Here is a 17530-nt window from a genome sequence, read left to right as displayed (position 1 = left end):
GAATAGTTCGCACTATTTCGGATCAATCCCTATGATCCTTCACAATCATCACCAGCATCTGCAAGATCAAACCCAGAAAAAACGTGATGATGGTAAATACGGTAATATTGTACAGGCGCTGGGGCTCCACGGCGTATTCCGGCACGGTGGGGCTCTGCAACACGGAAACCTGCTTCAGTTTCCTGGCCGCTTCGATGCGGGTGTTTTGCAGGGCGGCCAGCGCGGCGGCGTAGCTCTCCAGGGCAAATTTCATCTGCATATCCAGTTTTTGATATTCAGATGAAACTGTGTTCAGGGCGCCGCCGGATTGCTGGGCCATGCGCGCCTGCTCTATGCCAATCTGTTGCTGCAGGGCCTCGATTTCGCTTTCGGCACGCAGTATTTCCGCCGAGCGAGGGCTCAGGTAGCTTAGCATAGCCGAGCGCTTGGCCCGGGTAGTGGCCAACTGCCCTTCCAGGCTTGCCACCACGGCACTGATGGTTTCCACGGTGCCAGTAGGCGATACCAGGCCGTGTTCGTTCTGGTAGTCGAGCAGTTCGGCGCGGGCCGAGTCCAGCTTATGGCCCAACTTTTCTACCTGCTTTTCCAGAAAGCTGACCTGCTCTTCTGCCAGTCGCTGGCCCATAGAGTTCATGTGTGCCTCACCTTCCTGCAACAGCACCTCTGCTATGCGATGAGCCATTGCGGGGTCGAAGGCGGCTACTTTGACGCGCAGCACCTGAGCGTAGTCGTCCAACTCTACCGCAACCCGCTTGAGATAGTATTCATGCAGGTCTTCCATGGGCGCATCGCGGTCACCAAGCGAGGACAGGAAATCGATACCCTTGCCGCTGAAGTGGCCGCGAAAATCCAGTTGGCTGTCGATTTTACGCAGCATATCCACCGACAGCATATAGTCGCGCAGCAGCAGCATATCCCCGGCATTGCCGGTATTGCCGCTAAACAGCGACTCGAAACTCATGGTCGGTGCGGCGATTTGTGGGCTCTCCAGTACCACATTGGTCTCGGATATATACCGATCCGACGCCCACAGTGACCAGTAGACCAGGGCCATGAAAGTGGCCACTATACATGCGGCCCAATGCGGGTAGCGCAGTGCAAACGACCTTGTTCTCTCGACCAGCGCCGGGGGTAAAAATACTTTACTCATCTACTTCTCTTCTCTCGGGCGCCGCCGCAGGGCGGCCGCCTCTCTGGCCGCTTTTCTGGCCGCAATGGTTGCCGCTCGCTGCTGCAGAGCTTGCTGTTGTGCCGCGCGCTTATCCTTCTGCCTCTCTGTGGGCTCAAGGTGATACGCGGCGATGGCATCGGCGATATCGTCGTACCAGGTCGCCTTGCCACCTTCCAGCAATACACCGGCCTGGCACAAATCCCGCAAAATCTTTTCCTGGTGGGAGACCATGATAATACTCGCCCTGCCGATGCGATCCTGAAACGCCTTTTGCGCCTTCGCCTTGAACAATCTGTCACCCACTGCGGTGGCCTCATCGGACAGGTACACATCGAAATCAAACGCCAGCGACAAACCGAACGCCAGTCGGGCGCGCATTCCCGATGAATAGGTGCGCACCGGGTCATCAAACGCGCGACCAATTTCCGCAAACTCTTCAACCCGGCGAATGGTATCGTGCATATCCTCGCCACTACCGTGGATACGGGCCACAAAACGAACATTCTGGCGCCCGGTCATGGAGCCCTGGAAGCCGCCCCCCAGGCCGATGGGCCAGGAAACCCGGCAGTCGCGATGAATGTGGCCACGATCCGGCGCGTCCATGCCACCGATCAAACGCAACAAGGTGGATTTGCCGGCACCATTGCGACCGATCAGGCCGACGCTGACATTGGCGGGAATTTCCAAATTGATGTCCTTCAAGACCCAGTCACTGCCGTGCTGTTTATGGTAGCGCTTACTGAGGTTTTCGATGCGAATCACTGGCGCTTCAACCTCATTTCAAAACGCAGGTGTAACATCAGGCCGAGCGCAATCGAACCGAGAGTCCACCACCATAAATACAGGAGGCTGGTGCCCGGCACCACTCGATATTCAGCATAGAAACTGGCCCGGAACAATTCCAGTCCGTGCGCAATCGGGTTCAACATCAAATAGTAGAGTAAACTCTCAGGCAAAAAATTCAGCGGAAATATCACTCCGGAGATAATCAGCAGCGGCAAGGTAGCAATTTTAACAATGCGACCAAATTCCGGCGCCAGGCCTGCCAACGCGGAAAACACCAAGCCGGCGCCGAGCCCCAAACTCCAGAGGGACAACCAGGCAAACAGGGCCTGCAGCGCATAGTCCGGGGTCAAATCCACGTTCAATAGCAACCCGGCCAGAACGAACATTAAAAAGATAAAGGTTTTTAACAAACCCTCCAGGTAACAGCGGACTAACACTGTGTCGATGGGCTTTACCTGGCGATAGGCAAACAGCCCTTTGTTGGCCTCGGGAGCGCCGATGGAGCGCATCATATTTTCCCGAAATAGAAAGAACCCGAACAACCCTAGCAACAACCACGGAATGAAATCGGCGCCATTGATATGCCGCGCCCTTCCCATAACAAAAGCTCGTATGGCCACCATCACTGCGATCATGGCGATAGGCTCAACCAGCATCCAGAACCAGGCCATACGGTCGGCCATGGTCCTGGCGACCACCTCGCGCAGAAACATCGCGTGCCAAACCGAACGGGTAACCTGCCAGGGTGTCCTGGTGCTGAGCGTCATCGTCTACCGGCCCGGTGTCACTAGAGATCGATCGCGACTTTGGTAGCCACGGCAATCTGGTAGAGAATCTGGCTGATGCTGGTGGCCAGCTGGATGTTCTTGGTGGGCGCCTTCGGCAGCACCAGGATCTCGTCGCCGGGGCGCAGTTTGACGTCGTCGGCATCGCGAATTTCACCGTTCTGGCGCACCACCAGGATACGATCTTTATCGGCGCGCTGGCTAAAGCCACCGGCACTGGCGATATAGTCCAGTGCGTCCAGCTTGCGGGTATAGACCACTGCTCGCGGCACCATCACTTCGCCGCTGATCAAGAGGGAATCACTGATCTCCGGCAGGGTGATGACGTCGCCGTCCTGGAGGCGGATATCGGCGATGCGGTCGCGGTAGGACACCACCATGCGGCCGGTGGGCTCGACCTGCTCGGCCTTGCGCACAAACTCCTTGATGAGTTCAGCTTCTTTTATGCGGATGCTCGCCTCTTCGGCGCTGGACGAGGAAGCCCCCAGGTAGGTGGTTTCCAGCCGACGCAGGTTTTCCACCAGCGATTCCTTCTGCCGGGCCGCAACCGACAAGCGGCGCAAGGAGACACTGTTGACCGCAGTCAAACCTTCCGGCACCGCAATGGAGTCGAGAAATTCATGCAAGCGCGCGTCTTTTGGCAAGGCGTAGCGTGAGGGACCATAGAAACTGCCCTCCAGTTGCACGACGATGGTTTCATCGCGCTGATCGGCACTGAACAGCACCTCGTCACCGTGGCGCAGTTGCTGGGTGGCAAACTCCTGCAGTGACAGGTAGACCGAGATGGGGCCGTTGTCACGCACACCGCGGACCAACACATGAGATGCGTCCGCCTGCAGCCGGGCCAGGCCCAGCAACTCCTGGCCCAGCACCGAAGCGCCCGGCAGTTCATAGCGGTATTCCCGCTCTACATCACCGCTGACCACGATGCTGGCGGCACGGGCCTCTACCACCAGGGTATCGCCGTCCTGGAACTGCAATTGCGGAATGGAGCCGGAAAGTAGGAAGCTGTAGAGGTCGGCCCTGGCGATGGTCTGCTTGCCACGCAACACCTTAATCTTGCGATAACTGCCGAGCTGGTCATCTATACCGCCGGCCTGGCCGAGAAAATAGAGCATGGAATCGTTGGGCGTACCGGCGTAGTGACCAGGATTCTTAACATAACCGGTGACAAACACCGCCACCGGCTGCACCCCTTGCAGGTTGGTATAGACCCGCACATTGTCCGGGTAGACCGAGCGCACCGCCTTGGTCACCTGGTCATTTAACTGGCCGTTGGTCAGGCCCTGCACTCGCACCGGGCCAATAGACGGAATAAAGATATTGCCCTGGGCATCCACCGGCAGCTCGCGTTCGACTTCCACCGCGCCCCAGATGCGCAGGGTCACCATGTCGCCGGGCACCAGTCGGTAGTTCTGGTTGAGGCCATCGCCGCGCACACCGCTGAAACCGCCGTTGAACAGGGCGTGACCAAACGGCTTCAGGCCAGTGTCTGCGGCAGGTGCGGCCAGGGTGCCGTACTGGGCAGAAGTCCAGTTGACCCGCTCGGGCTCATCCACCATCTCGGGAATGGCGGCAGCTCTCTGCTCAGTGGGCAGGATGCCACCGCTGTCGAGACCAATGGCATTGCCAACCAGGGGCAACAACAGTAGCGCGGACAGCAACAAGGCTGTTTTGCAATTTAAGTTGAACATTTAAGTGTTTGTCTCAATCACGGGAATATTGTCTGGCTCGATGCCCACAGGGCAGGCAGAGGGCTCAATGCGCTTTAGATACGAATACTGAAAGCCTGTAATTTATAAGCCTGTTATTCAGAGTCAGCTAATTAAATAGCCACCTTGCTGCCTGTCACTTTAACAGTTGCGTCACGGCGCGCACGGGTTGCCACTGGCCGGCATCGACTTTACAGGCAAGTTCGGCACGATCGGTTGAATCAGGTGACATTTTTTTAAAATGCAGATGCACCGTGCGGCATTCTCGCCCGCTGGCGGCGTAATAGGTCTCGGCCAATTGCAGTTCTACCTGGTTACCCCAGGGAGTCGAATCAAAGGCCGCGACGGAACCGGCGGGCATAGCGCCAAAAAATTGACCGAGGTCGGGCGGCAGTGCCGGAGCACTGGTTGCAACATTGTTGTGCAAACCTGTGGTGCCTTCATCCCAGGTGGCGCACCCATTTAGTGCGACCGAGATCGCAGTCAACGCCAAAATTGACAGTTTAAGGTTCATAAAACCGGTCTTACGCATCTTAATTGACGCCTCTCTCCATTAACCCGCCATAGCAACCCGTTACTTGTGACACTTTCTGTACGCCTGACAGGCGAAAACCAGGTCGGCCCACCACCGGGGCGCTCAATAACGGGGCGTGATATTAACGCAATGACCATGCCATATCCACCTGAGATGGTAATTGCGGGATTTCGGCGACAACTGGGGACGATGGTCTGGAGAGGATCGTGACCGAGGTCACACTTTTACCGGGAAGGTGTGTACGGAGGAGCATGTGCACTGCCACGAGTAAAGCTGCGCCACCAGGCTCTGGCTGGCGGCGCAGCAAGCGTTTAAAAGCCGCTCACTCCTCACCCAGCCAGTCGATACGGTACAAATCCCGTCGCTTGTCGAGGAAGTTACGCACCGAGCCTTCATTCTGCAGGGTTTGCAATTTCTCCAGGTCAACGTCGACGATCAGGGTCATCTCGGTGTTGGGCGTGGTCTCCGCCATAATGGCGTCGTGGGGAAAGGCGAAATCCGAGGGTGAGAACACCGCGGTCTGACCGTACTGGATATCGACGTTATCCACCTTGGGCAGGTTGCCGATGCTGCCGGCAATGGCCACGTAGCATTCGTTCTCGATGGCCCGCGCCTGGGCACAGCGACGCACCCGCAGATAACCGTTTTTGGTGTCGGTCCAGAAGGGTACAAACAGGATCTGCACTTCTTTCTCACCAAGGATCCGGCCCAGCTCGGGGAACTCCACGTCGTAGCAGATAAGGATACCAATGCGGCCAAAGTCAGTATCGAACATCCTCAGGGCATCGCCTCCGGCCATCAGCCAGTCACGTTTTTCATGGGGCGTGGGGTGCAGTTTGTACTGGGTGTCCACGGTGCCATCGCGGCGACACAAGAAAGCGACGTTATAGAGTTGCTCCTGCTCGATAATGGGCATGGAACCGGCAATCACGTTAATGTTGTAGCTGACAGCCAGCTTCGACATTTCCGAAACGATCTGTTCGGTATAGGAAGCCAGGTGGCGTATGGCCTCAATCGACGATGCGTCGCTGCTGAGCCCCATTAGCGGTGCGTTGAAAAACTCCGGGAACAGGGCCACATCGCTGCGGTAGTCGGACAGGGCGTCGATAAAATACTCGGCCTGTTGCAGCAACTCCTCGACACTGGCCATCTCCCGCATCTGCCACTGCACGCAACCAATACGAGCGGTTTCCTTTTTGGCGCCGAACAGCTTGGGCTTTTTCGGCTCGTAATAGAGGTTGACCCACTCCAGCAGGGTGGCAAAACCGCCCGACTCCTTGTCTTCCGGCAAATAGGCTCGCAGCACCCGTTTCACTTCAAAGTCGTTGGACAACTGGAAGGTCAGAATGGGATCGTAGATTTCCTTGCGCTTGACCGCCTCGATGTACTTCTGCGGCGACATCTGGTGGCCGTATTCCTTGTAGTTGGGAATGCGCCCGCCGGCAATAATGGCGCGCAGATTCAGGCTCTGGCACAGTTCCTTGCGCGCCTCGTACAGGCGCCGACCGAGACGCAGATTGCGGTAATCCGGGTCGACAAACACATCGACGCCATAGAGCACATCGCCATTTGGGTCGTGGGTGGTCAAATAGGCGTCACCGGTGATTTCATCGTAAGTGTGGTCATCGCCAAACTTGTCGTAGTCCACCACCACCGAGAAGGCACAGGCGATCACCTTGTCGCTGTCGGCGATACAGATCTGCCCCTCTTTGAAGGTCTTCAGCATCGAGACATATTTTTTCTTCGGCCAGGCGCCCCCCAGTGACTCATACACCCGGTCCATAATGGCTTTGACTTCGTCGAAGTCTTCCAACCTGAGGTTTCTTACGCTCAGTTTTACGTCGCTCTGTGTATCAACATCCAAACTCATGCCAAACCCCAATAACCAATGATTAAGGAACAATAAAAACTAACTAGTACTCGTCTAGAAACGCTGTTTTTTGTCATCCCCGCGCAGGCGGGGATCCAGTAAGTGCGTGAAATCCACAGAACCCGGTATACCAGCCCGCCGCCTGCGCTGGAATGAGATTAAAAAATAATACACCGCTATGGCCAGACACTAACTGTATACCGGCTCGGACTGCTGCCGCTGCTGCACCCGCCACAGGTGCGCATAGTGCCCGTTTTTCTGTAACAATTCGGCGTGACTGCCCTGCTCCACCACTTGCCCTTGGTCCAGCACCACGATTTTGTCGGCATCCACGATGGTCGATAATCGGTGCGCAATCACCAGGCTGGTTTGCTGGCTGGAAACTTCCTTGATGGCTTGCAAAATCGCCTTTTCGGAGTGGCTGTCCAGTGACGACGTCGCCTCGTCAAACACCATCACCGGCGGCCTTTTAAGTATTGTTCGGGCGATGGCGACTCGCTGTTTTTCCCCGCCGGAGAGCTTCAACCCGCGCTCCCCCACCACCGTCTCAGCGCCCTTGGGCAACTGCTTGATAAAAGCATCCAAATGGGCCATACGGATCGCCTCCCACACCTCGGCATCCGTTGCATCTATATTGCCATAACGGACATTCTCAAAGATAGAAGTATTGAACAGAACCGTATCCTGCGGCACCACTCCAATGGCCCGGCGCAGTGACTGCTGGGTAACCTGGCGCACGTCCTGGCCGTCGATGGTCACCCGGCCGGCGCTGGCGTCGTAAAAGCGAAACAGCAATTTCGCCAGGGTTGACTTACCCGCGCCACTGCTACCCACCACCGCCACCTTGCTGCGGGCCGGCACTGTGAAGGTCACGCCCTGCAGTATGGGGCGCTCCGGCTGGTAGTGGAAACAGACATTCTCAAATACCAGTGCGCCGCCGCTTACCTGCAACTCCTTCGCGCCGGGCAGGTCCCGCACCTTCGGCTGCACCTCTAATAACCCGAACATGCTCTCAATATTCGCCATTGCACCTTTCATTTCCCGGTAGACAAAACCGAGAAAATTAAGCGGCATAAACACCTGTATCATGAAGGCATTGATAAGGACAAAATCCCCCAGGGTCATGCGACCATCGCGCACTTCGACCGCGGCCAGGATCATGGCCGCGGTCATGGCTGCCGCAATCACCAGCGCCTGGCCACCGTTCAGGGCAAACAGCGACAGGCGATTCTTGCGCCGGGCCAGCTCCCAGGACTCCAGTTCGCGGTCGTAGTGGCGTGCCTCGTAATGCTCGTTGGTGAAATATTTGACCGTCTCGTAGTTCAACAGACTGTCGATGGCACGAGTGCTGCTGTCTGATTCAGCCCGGTTGGCTTCGCGCACGAAGCGGGTACGCCACTCGGTGGCAAAGATCGAATAGGCGACGTAGCAACTCACCGCCAGCGCCACAATCAGGGCGAACCAGCCGTTGTAACGCCACAATAGCAGGCCAATCACCATGCCGATCTCCATAAAGGTGGGCACGATATTGAAGACCATAAAGCGCAGCAGGAAGCTGATACCATTGGTGCCCCGCTCTATGTCCCGGGACAGGCCACCGGTGCGCCGATTGAGGTGAAAATCCAGGTCCAGCGCGTGCAGGTGTTGAAACACCTTGAGGCCGATGCGGCGCATGGCGCGCTCGGTAATGCGGCCAAACAGGGTGTCGCGAATCTCGCCGAACAGGACATTGGCAAAGCGCACCAGCCCATAGGCCAGCAGCAGCCCCAGCGGCACCGCCACAATCCCCCCTAAGTCGCTGGCAGCGTCCAGGTCATCGACGATGTACTTGAGCACAAACGGCAAACCGACGCTGGCCACCTTGGCCATGACCAGGCAAAGGATTGCCAGCCACATCCGCGCCTTGAATTCGGACAGATACGGCAGCAGGGATTTCAGGACGGTCCAGTTGACGTCACCCATGGCGACGTCGGTTCGCATACTGCGCATATAAATGACTGATTAAAATTTAATAATGTACCGGGAATATAACACGATCACCTTCGTGCCCTGTTCTATTTGCGGCACTGACTATAAAATAGCGCCGCCCGCGAAGGAGACGTTATGACTGGACTCACATCCGCTTCACCCGAAAATCACCCCTGGTGGCGACTCAGCGATTCCGCCACCGAGTTTCCACAACACAATTCTGTCGATTCACTGCCGCTGCTGGTGGTGGAGTCGCCGCTGTGCCGTTCGGTTATCGCCCCCCAGGGCGCGCAATTGCTCACCCATACCTCTTACGGCCGTACCACCAGCAACAATGATCAGTTGTTATGGCTGAGCCCCACAGCGCTTTTTGTCCGCGGTAAACCGCTGCGCGGCGGCGTGCCCCTGTGCCTGCCCTGGTTTGGCCCACACAACGAACCGGGCAAGCCGCAGCACGGCTTTGCCCGCAACGAAGACTGGCAGTTACTCGGCGCCCAGGCCGACAGCGATGGCAATGTCGTACTCAGCTGGGGGTTCGGGCAGTATGCCAGCCAACCGCACCCCGAGTTCCCCTGGCGCTTCAGCGCCCGCCTGACTATGACCCTGGGCACCCGTATCGAGCTGGGCCTGGAGATCCAAAATTGCGACACCAGCCCCATGCCCCTGAGCTGGGCGCTGCACAGCTATCATCCGGTCAGCGACCTGGCGGCGGTGCGGGTGCGCGGATTGGCGGGCTGCGATTTCCTGGACAACACCCGCCAACTGGAACGACGCCGGCAGCAGGGGGATGTTCAATTCAATGGCGAATTGGACCGGATCTACCTGTCGGTACCCGACGAGCAGATCATCGCCACCGAGCCAGCGCTGGCCATCCGTGGCAGCAACTGCCCCAGTGCTATAGTCTGGAACCCGGGGTATGACAAGGCCGCCGCACTGGCCGATGTAGGCGCCGAACACGGGCAAGAGTTTATCTGCCTGGAACGGGGCAATGCCGGCACTAATGCCCTCAGCCTGGATGCGGGCGCCAGCCACAGAGCCAGTGTCAGCATCGGCGTCACCGGGTAGATGGCGGAACTGAGCTATCTGCAACTGGCATTGATTGGGCTGGTCTTTGTCTGGAGCGGTTTTGTCCGCTCCGGGCTGGGTTTTGGTGGCTCGGTACTGTCACTACCGTTTTTGCTGATGATCGACAACCAGCCGCTGGTGTACCTGCCCATCATCGCCGTACACCTGCTGTTTTTCGCCACCCTGACAATCTGGCAAAACAACCGCAGTCGCTCCGCCGGCGCCACGGCAGCAATGGACACCCGTGCCAGCACCGTCGACTGGGCCTACTTGTGGCGCGTGTTGCCAATCATGATCGTCCCCAAACTGGTGGGTGTGTTTGGCTTGCTTATGCTGCCCAACACCCTGATGAGTTTGATTATCTTCGTGATCGTCGGTGGCTACGCCATCAGCTATATGCTCAACAAGCCGTTCAAGAGCAACAGTCGCACACTGGACATTATCTTCCTGATGCTGGGCGGCTATATCAGCGGCACCTCCCTGATTGGTGCGCCATTAATTATCGCCGTGTTTATGAACCACGTGGCCAGGGAAAAACTGCGGGACACGATGTTCGCCCTTTGGGTCATCCTGGTGAGCATCAAAATGGCGGCCTTCGTCTGGGCCGGCATTGACTTGCAATTGATCCACCACCTGTGGCTGTTGCCCTGCGCCGCCGTCGGCCATGTGTTCGGCCTGCGCCTGCACGACCGACTGTTAACCGCAGAAAGCCCTGTGTTTTTCCGTGTTTTGGGCGCGGTACTGTTTATCGTCACCCTGCTCGGCGTCTACCAGGGGGTCAGGCAACTGTGACCGTGCCGCTGGTAACCCACCCGGAATACAGCTTCGACTTTCCCAGCAAGCACCGCTTTCCCATGGAAAAGTTTCGCCTGCTGCACGAGTATCTGCAGCAGCAAGGCATCGCCACCGCCGCCAATACCCTGCGCCCCGGCCGTGCCAAAATGGAACTGCTGCAACTGGCCCATTGCCCGCAGTACCTGCAGCGTTTTATCCACAACCGGCAAACGCCCCAGGAACTGCGCCGCATGGGGCTACCCTGGTCACCAGCGCTGATGAAGCGCACCCTGATCTCACCCAACGGCACCTTCCTCACCGCCAACCTCGCCCTGCAACACGGCATCGCCTGCCACCTCGCCGGCGGCACCCACCACGCCCACTACGACGCCGCGTCCGGCTTTTGCATCATAAACGACCTCGCCGTAGCGGCACTGGGTATCCTGCACGCCTCGCGCAAAACCCAGCTGGAAAAGCCCTCGCTGCTGATATTTGATTGCGACGTCCACCAGGGCGACGGCACCGCCAATATCCTGCGGGGCGATTCGCGCATCTTCACCTGTTCCGTGCACTGCGCGAAAAACTTCCCGGCGCGCAAGGCCAACAGCGATATGGACGTGGAGTTACAGCCGGGTACCGGCGATGACGAATATCTGGCAACCGTGGAACGCGCATTCATGCAGGCGCTGGATAAGTCCCGCCCGGCGCTGGTCTTTTACGATGCCGGGGTGGATGTATACGAACACGACCCGCTGGGCTTGCTGAATATCAGCCTGGCCGGGCTGCGCCAGCGCGAGCGGTTGGTACTTGAATTGTGTAAAGCCAAGGGCCTGCCTGTGGCCACGGTCATTGGCGGTGGCTACGACGATGACCGCCACGCACTGGCAGCCCGCCACGCGATGGTAGTGGAAGAAGCAGTAAAGGTTTTTGCCTGATAGGAGCGTCGGCGGGATGTGTTGTGCTTTAGGAAACGGCTGTGTCGAGAAACCGGTCGACATACCAGCAGCGGCTGGTCACCTGGTAATTATGCTTTTTGGCCCACTCGAGCCCGGCTGCCACCAATTCGGCGCCGTAACCGTGACCGCGCAAGCTGAACGGCACGTGGGTTGAGGTAAATTCGATCACGTCGTCGTTAAGCAGTCGATAATCCAGCTTGGCCAACTGGCCATCCAGATCGATAGTGAAGCAGTGCAATTGAGGCTGATGCACAACCCGGCTCATGTATTGTTACCCGTTGCAGTTAACAACTGACTGTTTAAACCCTCTCCGGTAAGCCCTTGCCGCCTTTGCCCTGCTGTGCTGTTCGCTTACCTCTACTTAAATATAGACCATTTTTTGCGCCATAGTTACCGGTTTTTTACTAATTATGACAATGTGAGTAAAGCTGCTGCTTAACTGCCAGCATTGCCCTGCGCACGAGCAATCCAGACACGCCGTTAATCCGTCCCTGGAGGCTCTCTGCCGCCTTCCCTGGCGGCAGAAGGTCTGGATTGCTCGCACGCAGGGCAATGCACCCACCAACGCGCAAGCCCAAAGAAAGATAATAACTATTAATCTACAGCGGAGGTATGTCACTTGAGAACCGAATTGCCGAGTGCCCGGACGATTCATTTACCACTGTGCATAAAGCAGCAACAGTTTTAGGGTTTTGGGGTTTTGGGGTTTTTAGCTTGAATTCCGCTGTATAGGTGGTTGTGGCGATGGGCGAGGTTGCGCGGCTGACCGTCTGCCGACATGGATGTCGGCAGTCGAGCGACCCAAGGAAGGGTTCAAGCGCGTCAGCTGCGCGACCTCGGTCATTGCCACATGCGATAGCCATTGGGTGAAACAAACCCAGTGAATGAAGTTAGTAGCTCGAGCAATAATTTAAAGGGTAAACATTAACCTTCCTAAAGATTGCGATGGCAACGTAAAGCAGATGACAAAGCAGGTAATACCGGCGTACTCAACCTGACTTTACATCTGATACGAGGCCTTGCAAACGAGGAGGAGACCATATATGGGCTTGAGCGCGTCAGCTGCGCGACCTCGGTAACCGACACTCAATACAAACCACTAACCACAAACCACAAACCAATAACAAAAAGTTACTTCTTCTTGCCCTGCTTCTTCTGCTTTTGGTAATGCTTGGTGAGGCGCATTTTTTTCTGCAACTGGCGATCGGTGAGCTTGTTCTTGCGGCCTTCGAACGGGTTGTCGGCGGTTTTAAAAAGGATTCGGATCGGTGTGCCGTGCAAATCCAGCGCCTGGCGAAAGGTCTTCTCCAGGAACTTGGCGTAGTGACCGGGGATTTTATCCGTCTGGTTACCGTGGATAACGATGATGGGCGGATTGTGGCCACCGGAGTGGGCGTAGCGCAGTTTAATGCGGCGACCATTGACCAGCGGCGGCTGGTGCACCGACACCGCGTCTTCCAGGATTCGGGTCAGGTGATGGGTCGACAATTTGTCCGTGGCGGAGTGGAAGGCCTTCTCGATGGACTCGTACAAATGGCCGACACCGGTGCCGTGCAGGGCGGAAATAAAGTGCACATCGGCAAAATCCACAAACCGCAGGCGCCGATCCAGCTCGGTTTTGATGTAATCCTTCTGCTCGCTCTGCAGCCCGTCCCATTTGTTCAGGGCCACCACCAGCGCCCTGCCGCTGTCGATAACCTGGCCCATCAGGTGCAGGTCCTGGTCCACCACCCCCTCGCGCGCATCCATTACCAGAATCACCACGTTGGCATCTTCGATGGCCTGCAGGGTTTTGACGATGGAAAACTTTTCCACCGTCATTTTGACGTTCTTGCGGCGGCGAATACCGGCGGTATCGATGATCGTGTAGGGCTGGCCGTCACGCTCGTAATCGATGTAAATACTGTCCCGGGTGGTTCCCGGGAGATCGAATACGATGACCCGGTCTTCACCCAGCATGCGATTCACCAGCGTCGACTTACCCACGTTAGGGCGCCCGACTATGGCAATCTTGATACCGCGCTGATCATCTTCCGGGGTCTCCTCCGGCGGCGGAAACTTCTCCAGCACCTCCTCCATCAGGCTTTTGACCCCGCGACCGTGGGTGGCCGTGGTCGGGTACACATCTCCCATGCCCAACTCGTAAAAGGGTGCCACGGCGACGTCAAAATTCTGCCCGTCCACCTTGTTGGCAACCACGTAGGTGGTCTTGTTGTTGATTCGCAAGTGCCTGGCGATCATCTGGTCCGCTGCGGTCAAGCCGTCGCGGCAGTCCACCAGGAACAGCACGGCATCCGCCTCGGCGATCGCCTGCAGGGACTGCTCGGCCATAACTTCGTCGATACCGTGTTCATCGCCACTGATACCGCCTGTATCGATCAGCATAAACTTGTGGCCCAGCATTTCCGCCTCGCCGTATTTGCGGTCACGGGTCAGGCCGGCGTAATCCGCTACGATAGCGTCCCGGGTCTTCGTGAGACGATTAAACAGCGTGGATTTACCCACGTTCGGGCGGCCCACCAGGGCAATAACAGGGATCATCAGCTATCTCAACAAGTTTCCAAATAAATAAAGGCCAGCGCAGTCATCTGCGCTGGCCTCAGTATACCCTAAATGGGTTGGTCTATTCGGCGCGCAACGCTACCAGGTCGCCGCTGTTGCCGTACACATAGAGGATATTGTCGACCCCCTGCATGGGCGAGCGCACCCCGTCGCCGTCCACCTTGCGGCGGGCCACAAAGGTGCCATCACTCTGGTTCATGATGTGCACATAACCCTCGAAATCCGCCACCGCGACGTAATTGCCAAAGGTCTGCGGCGCGCCCACCTGGCGCCGAATCAGCTGGTCGTTTTCCCAAACCAGCGTCCCGGAGTTGGCGTTGTAGGCCTTCACTATTGCGTTTTCGTCGGTCAGGTAAATCTGCTGGTTGCCGGCCGCCAGGTTGTTAAAGCTGGATTCCTTTTTCGCCCAGAGACCGGCGCCGGTGCCGCGATTGAGTGCCACCAGTCGCCCCTGGTAGCTACCGCAATAGAGAATATCGCCCTCCAGCAGTGGCGCCGCGTTGATATCCACCACCCGCTCCAGTTCCGAGCGGCCGGTGGCCAGGGCGACCCGCTGCTCCCACTGCACCAGGCCGTCCTTGACATCCAGCGCCATAATCTTGCCGGAGGCGAAGCCGGCGTATACCGCCGTGTCTGTGACGATCGGGGTCGATGTACCGCGCAGGGTCAGGGCCGGAACCGCCACCTCCTGCATCCACAACTGCCTGCCGGAACCGGTATCGAGGCCGACGATGCGACCGTCCTGGGTTTGCACAACCACCACCGAACCATTGCTCTGGGGCGGCGCCAATACCTCGCTGCTGAGCCTGGTGCGCCACAATTCACTGCCATCGCTGGCAGAGAGTGCCACCAGCTCGCCGTTCAGGGTGCCGACAAAGAGCTTGCCCTGGGCCGCGCCAACGCCGCTGGCGACCCGCTCTTCCAGCTCAATACGCCAGCGTTTCTTGCCGTTGAGGCGATTGACCGCCATCAACAAGCCCTCGGTATCCACCGCAAAAATATCATCACCGGCAATTGCGGTGGGCAGCAGTGTGTAATGGGAACCCGCGCCAGAGCCTATGCTTTGCGACCAGAGCCGCTTGACCTCGACGGTCTCCTTGAACTTGACCAACTCCGCCGGTTCCAGTTCTACCGTGTCATTGGAGGAGCAAGCCGCCAGCAGCAGGCAGAGGCCCAGGGCTAGAATTCGATTCATGAATTTTCTCCAGCCGCGCCGTCGAGGTTTTCACTTTCCAGAGCCTCATCAGCCTGGCTCGGTTGGGTGACAACCACCGGGCTGGTCTGCAGGTCATCGAGCTTGATCTGCAACAACTGAGCCCGGCCTTCGAGCCCCGGCACCAGGTTGTCCATCGCCAGTCGATAGGCCGCACGGGCCTCCTGGGTGTTACCCTGCTGCAGCAGTATATCGCCGCGAATCTCTGCGAACGTCGCAGTAAAAGCAGGGTTACGAGTTTCTTTCACCAGCGCCAGCGCGGCCGCGTAATCCTGCTGCGCGATTTTTACCCGGGCCAGGCGGGCACGGGCCAGCAGGGTCACCGCCTTATCGACATCGCGATCGATGACCCACTGCAATTCTGCCGCAGCCCCATCGAGATCGCCTTTATCCACGGCCAGCTTGGCCAGGAACATCGCCGCCTGACTGGCGTACAAGTTGCCCTTGTGTTTCTCCTTGAGCTCACCGGCGAGGTGAGTAACATTGGCCACCTGCTCTTCGCTCAACTCCTGCCCCGGCTCGCTCACCAGCGCCTCCATCAGGGTCTGGTAGGTCGCCGAGGCCTGCTCGGCGTTCGCCTGATGGCTGTCTTGCCAGCTGTTCCAGCCGAGGTAGCCGGCCACGGCCAGTACCACCGCGATCACGGTCGACTTGCCATTTTCGGCCCACCAGCGCTTGAGGGTTTCCAATTGTTCTTCTTCGGTTAAGTGTGCTGTCACAATAACTCCTGACTTAGCATTTTCAGTATCTGAGCAACCGTGTTATTGACCCGGTTTCTACGTTTTTGTTTCCAGGGCGGGGCCGCGGCGGGCCTAATCTTGCAACGCCCGCACCAGTTCGGCAAGCGCCAATGTTTGTTGCGGCTTGTCCTGGCGCAGGTATTTTACCGTCGCCTGCTGCTGCCGGGCCTCTTCCTCGCCAATAATCAAGGCAAATTCAGCGCCGCTGGCATCGGCTTTCTTGATCTGTTTCTTGAAGTTGCCACCGCCACAATGGGACATCACCCGCAGGTGCGGCAGTTGCTCGCGCATGTATTCGGCGGTGGCAAAGGCCTGCGCCTGCACGTCGCCGCTGGCCATGACGTAGACGTCCACCGCCTGCTCCAGCCCGGCCGGGACCACCTGCAGTTCCTGCAACAGCAACACCAGCCGCTCCACGCCCATGGCAAACCCCACCGCCGGCGTGGGCTTGCCACCCAATTGCTCCACCAGGCCATCGTAACGCCCCCCGGCACACACTGTGCCCTGGGCACCCAGCTTGTCGGTGACCCACTCGAACACGGTCTTGCCGTAGTAGTCGAGCCCGCGCACCAGCCGCTGGTTGACCTCATAGGCGATACCCGCGGCGTCCAGCAGGGCGCGCAGGCTGGCAAAGTGACTGGCCGACTCCTGGTCGAGATAATCGTGCAGGGCCGGGGCGTCGTTTAGCAGTGCCTGGGTTTTCGGATCCTTGCTGTCCAGGATCCGCAGCGGATTGCTGTCCAGGCGGCGCTGGCTGTCCTCATCCAGCTGCTCGCGCCGGCTGCCGAGATAATCCACCAGTGCCGCCCGGTAGCGGGCCCGGGACTCGGCCGAGCCGAGGGAATTGATCTGCAGGGTAACCGCCTCCGCGACGCCCAGCTCGCGCCACAGGCGCGCAGTCATCAGCAGCAACTCGGCATCGATATCAGGCCCCTGCAGGCCAAACACTTCGATACCAATCTGGTGAAATTGACGCAGGCGTCCCTTTTGCGGGCGCTCGTAGCGGAACATCGGGCCCTGGTACCAGAGCCGCTGGGTCTGGTTGTACAACAAGCCGTGCTGCTCGCAAGCGCGCACACAGCAGGCGGTACCTTCGGGGCGCATGGTCAGGCTTTCACCGTTGCGGTCGGCAAAGGTGTACATTTCTTTTTCGACAATGTCGGTCACTTCGCCGATGGAGCGCTTAAACAGCTCGGTGGGCTCCAGAATGGGAAAGCGAATTTCCTGGTAGCCGTAACTGGCGACCACACTGGCGACGGTGGATTCCAGGTGTTGCCAAACGATCGAGTCCCGGGGCAGCAGGTCATTCATGCCACGAATGGCTTGCAGTTTTTTCAAGTTTCTTTCCTTAACAATCAAAGAGTCTTAACAATCAGTGTGCCTGGCCGTCGCG

15 protein-coding genes are annotated in these 17530 nt (G+C 57.9%); 3 read left to right on the top strand and 12 right to left on the bottom strand.

Features of this window, described 5'->3' with window-relative positions:
- Positions 1-22: 22 nt before the first annotated feature.
- The 7 genes from G8764_RS09870 to G8764_RS09840 form a co-directional block, all read right to left on the bottom strand.
- Positions 23-1150: a KpsE/RkpR family capsule polysaccharide export protein gene (locus tag G8764_RS09870; RefSeq protein WP_166164454.1), complete on the bottom strand. Its 1128-nt coding sequence runs from the start codon at positions 1148-1150 to the stop codon at positions 23-25.
- Positions 1151-1933, bottom strand: a complete 783-nt coding sequence (locus tag G8764_RS09865) for an ATP-binding cassette domain-containing protein (RefSeq protein ID WP_166164453.1) — start codon at positions 1931-1933, stop codon at positions 1151-1153.
- Positions 1930-2724 (bottom strand): ABC transporter permease, encoded by a 795-nt coding sequence (locus G8764_RS09860; RefSeq protein WP_166164452.1) that lies wholly within the window; start codon positions 2722-2724, stop codon positions 1930-1932. The genes G8764_RS09865 and G8764_RS09860 overlap by 4 nt, the downstream gene beginning before the upstream one ends.
- Positions 2725-2744: 20 nt before the next feature.
- Positions 2745-4436, bottom strand: coding sequence for a polysaccharide biosynthesis/export family protein (locus tag G8764_RS09855; RefSeq protein ID WP_166164451.1), 1692 nt, complete (start codon positions 4434-4436; stop codon positions 2745-2747).
- Positions 4437-4590: 154 nt separating this feature from the next.
- Positions 4591-4968, bottom strand: coding sequence for a DVU3141 family protein (locus tag G8764_RS09850; protein WP_166164450.1), 378 nt, complete (start codon positions 4966-4968; stop codon positions 4591-4593).
- A gap of 343 nt (positions 4969-5311) precedes the next feature.
- On the bottom strand, positions 5312-6859 hold the full coding sequence (locus tag G8764_RS09845; RefSeq protein WP_166164449.1) for a carbon-nitrogen hydrolase family protein: 1548 nt from the start codon (positions 6857-6859) through the stop codon (positions 5312-5314).
- Between the two features lie 189 nt (positions 6860-7048).
- Positions 7049-8848 carry an ABCB family ABC transporter ATP-binding protein/permease gene (locus tag G8764_RS09840; RefSeq protein WP_166164448.1) on the bottom strand — a complete coding sequence of 600 codons (1800 nt, stop codon included), beginning with the start codon at positions 8846-8848 and terminating at the stop codon, positions 7049-7051.
- 114 nt (positions 8849-8962) lie between these two features.
- On the opposite strand from G8764_RS09840, the gene G8764_RS09835 reads away from it, so the two are divergent.
- The 3 genes from G8764_RS09835 to G8764_RS09825 are packed head-to-tail and all read left to right on the top strand — an operon-like array spanning position 8963 to position 11601.
- Positions 8963-9892: a D-hexose-6-phosphate mutarotase gene (locus tag G8764_RS09835; RefSeq protein ID WP_166164447.1), complete on the top strand. Its 930-nt coding sequence runs from the start codon at positions 8963-8965 to the stop codon at positions 9890-9892.
- On the top strand, positions 9893-10684 hold the full coding sequence (locus G8764_RS09830) for a sulfite exporter TauE/SafE family protein (RefSeq protein WP_166164446.1): 792 nt from the start codon (positions 9893-9895) through the stop codon (positions 10682-10684).
- A complete protein-coding gene (locus G8764_RS09825) occupies positions 10681-11601 on the top strand; it encodes a histone deacetylase family protein (protein ID WP_341806353.1) in 921 nt (306 codons plus the stop codon). The genes G8764_RS09830 and G8764_RS09825 overlap by 4 nt, the downstream gene beginning before the upstream one ends.
- Positions 11602-11629: 28 nt before the next feature.
- Here the strand turns inward: G8764_RS09825 and G8764_RS09820 are convergent, their stop codons facing one another.
- The 5 genes from G8764_RS09820 to hisS form a co-directional block, all read right to left on the bottom strand.
- Positions 11630-11887 (bottom strand): GNAT family N-acetyltransferase, encoded by a 258-nt coding sequence (locus G8764_RS09820; protein WP_166164445.1) that lies wholly within the window; start codon positions 11885-11887, stop codon positions 11630-11632.
- Positions 11888-12753: 866 nt separating this feature from the next.
- Entirely contained in the window at positions 12754-14163 is a 1410-nt protein-coding gene (der, locus tag G8764_RS09815) for a ribosome biogenesis GTPase Der (protein WP_166164444.1), read from the bottom strand.
- An 82-nt stretch (positions 14164-14245) separates the two neighbouring features.
- Positions 14246-15379, bottom strand: coding sequence for an outer membrane protein assembly factor BamB (gene bamB, locus G8764_RS09810; RefSeq protein WP_166164443.1), 1134 nt, complete (start codon positions 15377-15379; stop codon positions 14246-14248).
- Entirely contained in the window at positions 15376-16116 is a 741-nt protein-coding gene (locus G8764_RS09805; RefSeq protein ID WP_166164442.1) for a tetratricopeptide repeat protein, read from the bottom strand. Before G8764_RS09805 ends, bamB begins: the two co-directional genes overlap by 4 nt.
- A gap of 93 nt (positions 16117-16209) precedes the next feature.
- Positions 16210-17475 (bottom strand): histidine--tRNA ligase, encoded by a 1266-nt coding sequence (hisS, locus tag G8764_RS09800; protein ID WP_166164441.1) that lies wholly within the window; start codon positions 17473-17475, stop codon positions 16210-16212.
- Between the last annotated feature and the right edge of the window lie 55 nt (positions 17476-17530).

Source organism: Pseudomaricurvus alcaniphilus, assembly GCF_011440395.1.
Lineage (GTDB): Bacteria > Pseudomonadota > Gammaproteobacteria > Pseudomonadales > Cellvibrionaceae > Pseudomaricurvus > Pseudomaricurvus alcaniphilus.
The sequence above is the reverse complement of the archived record's forward strand: the minus strand, read 5'-3'. Positions and strand labels throughout refer to the sequence as shown.

Excerpts from the sequence above, each read along its gene's own strand:
- G8764_RS09850 (WP_166164450.1), bottom strand. The coding sequence starts at position 4,968 with ATGAACCTTAAACTGTCAATTTTGGCGTTGACTGCGATCTCGGTCGCA.
- G8764_RS09840 (WP_166164448.1), bottom strand. The coding sequence starts at position 8,848 with ATGCGCAGTATGCGAACCGACGTCGCCATGGGTGACGTCAACTGGACC.
- G8764_RS09830 (WP_166164446.1), top strand. The coding sequence starts at position 9,893 with ATGGCGGAACTGAGCTATCTGCAACTGGCATTGATTGGGCTGGTCTTT.
- der (WP_166164444.1), bottom strand. The coding sequence starts at position 14,163 with ATGATCCCTGTTATTGCCCTGGTGGGCCGCCCGAACGTGGGTAAATCC.
- bamB (WP_166164443.1), bottom strand. The coding sequence starts at position 15,379 with ATGAATCGAATTCTAGCCCTGGGCCTCTGCCTGCTGCTGGCGGCTTGC.
- G8764_RS09870 (WP_166164454.1), bottom strand. The coding sequence starts at position 1,150 with ATGAGTAAAGTATTTTTACCCCCGGCGCTGGTCGAGAGAACAAGGTCG.
- G8764_RS09860 (WP_166164452.1), bottom strand. The coding sequence starts at position 2,724 with ATGACGCTCAGCACCAGGACACCCTGGCAGGTTACCCGTTCGGTTTGG.
- G8764_RS09820 (WP_166164445.1), bottom strand. The coding sequence starts at position 11,887 with ATGAGCCGGGTTGTGCATCAGCCTCAATTGCACTGCTTCACTATCGAT.
- G8764_RS09855 (WP_166164451.1), bottom strand. The coding sequence starts at position 4,436 with ATGTTCAACTTAAATTGCAAAACAGCCTTGTTGCTGTCCGCGCTACTG.
- G8764_RS09845 (WP_166164449.1), bottom strand. The coding sequence starts at position 6,859 with ATGAGTTTGGATGTTGATACACAGAGCGACGTAAAACTGAGCGTAAGA.
- G8764_RS09835 (WP_166164447.1), top strand. The coding sequence starts at position 8,963 with ATGACTGGACTCACATCCGCTTCACCCGAAAATCACCCCTGGTGGCGA.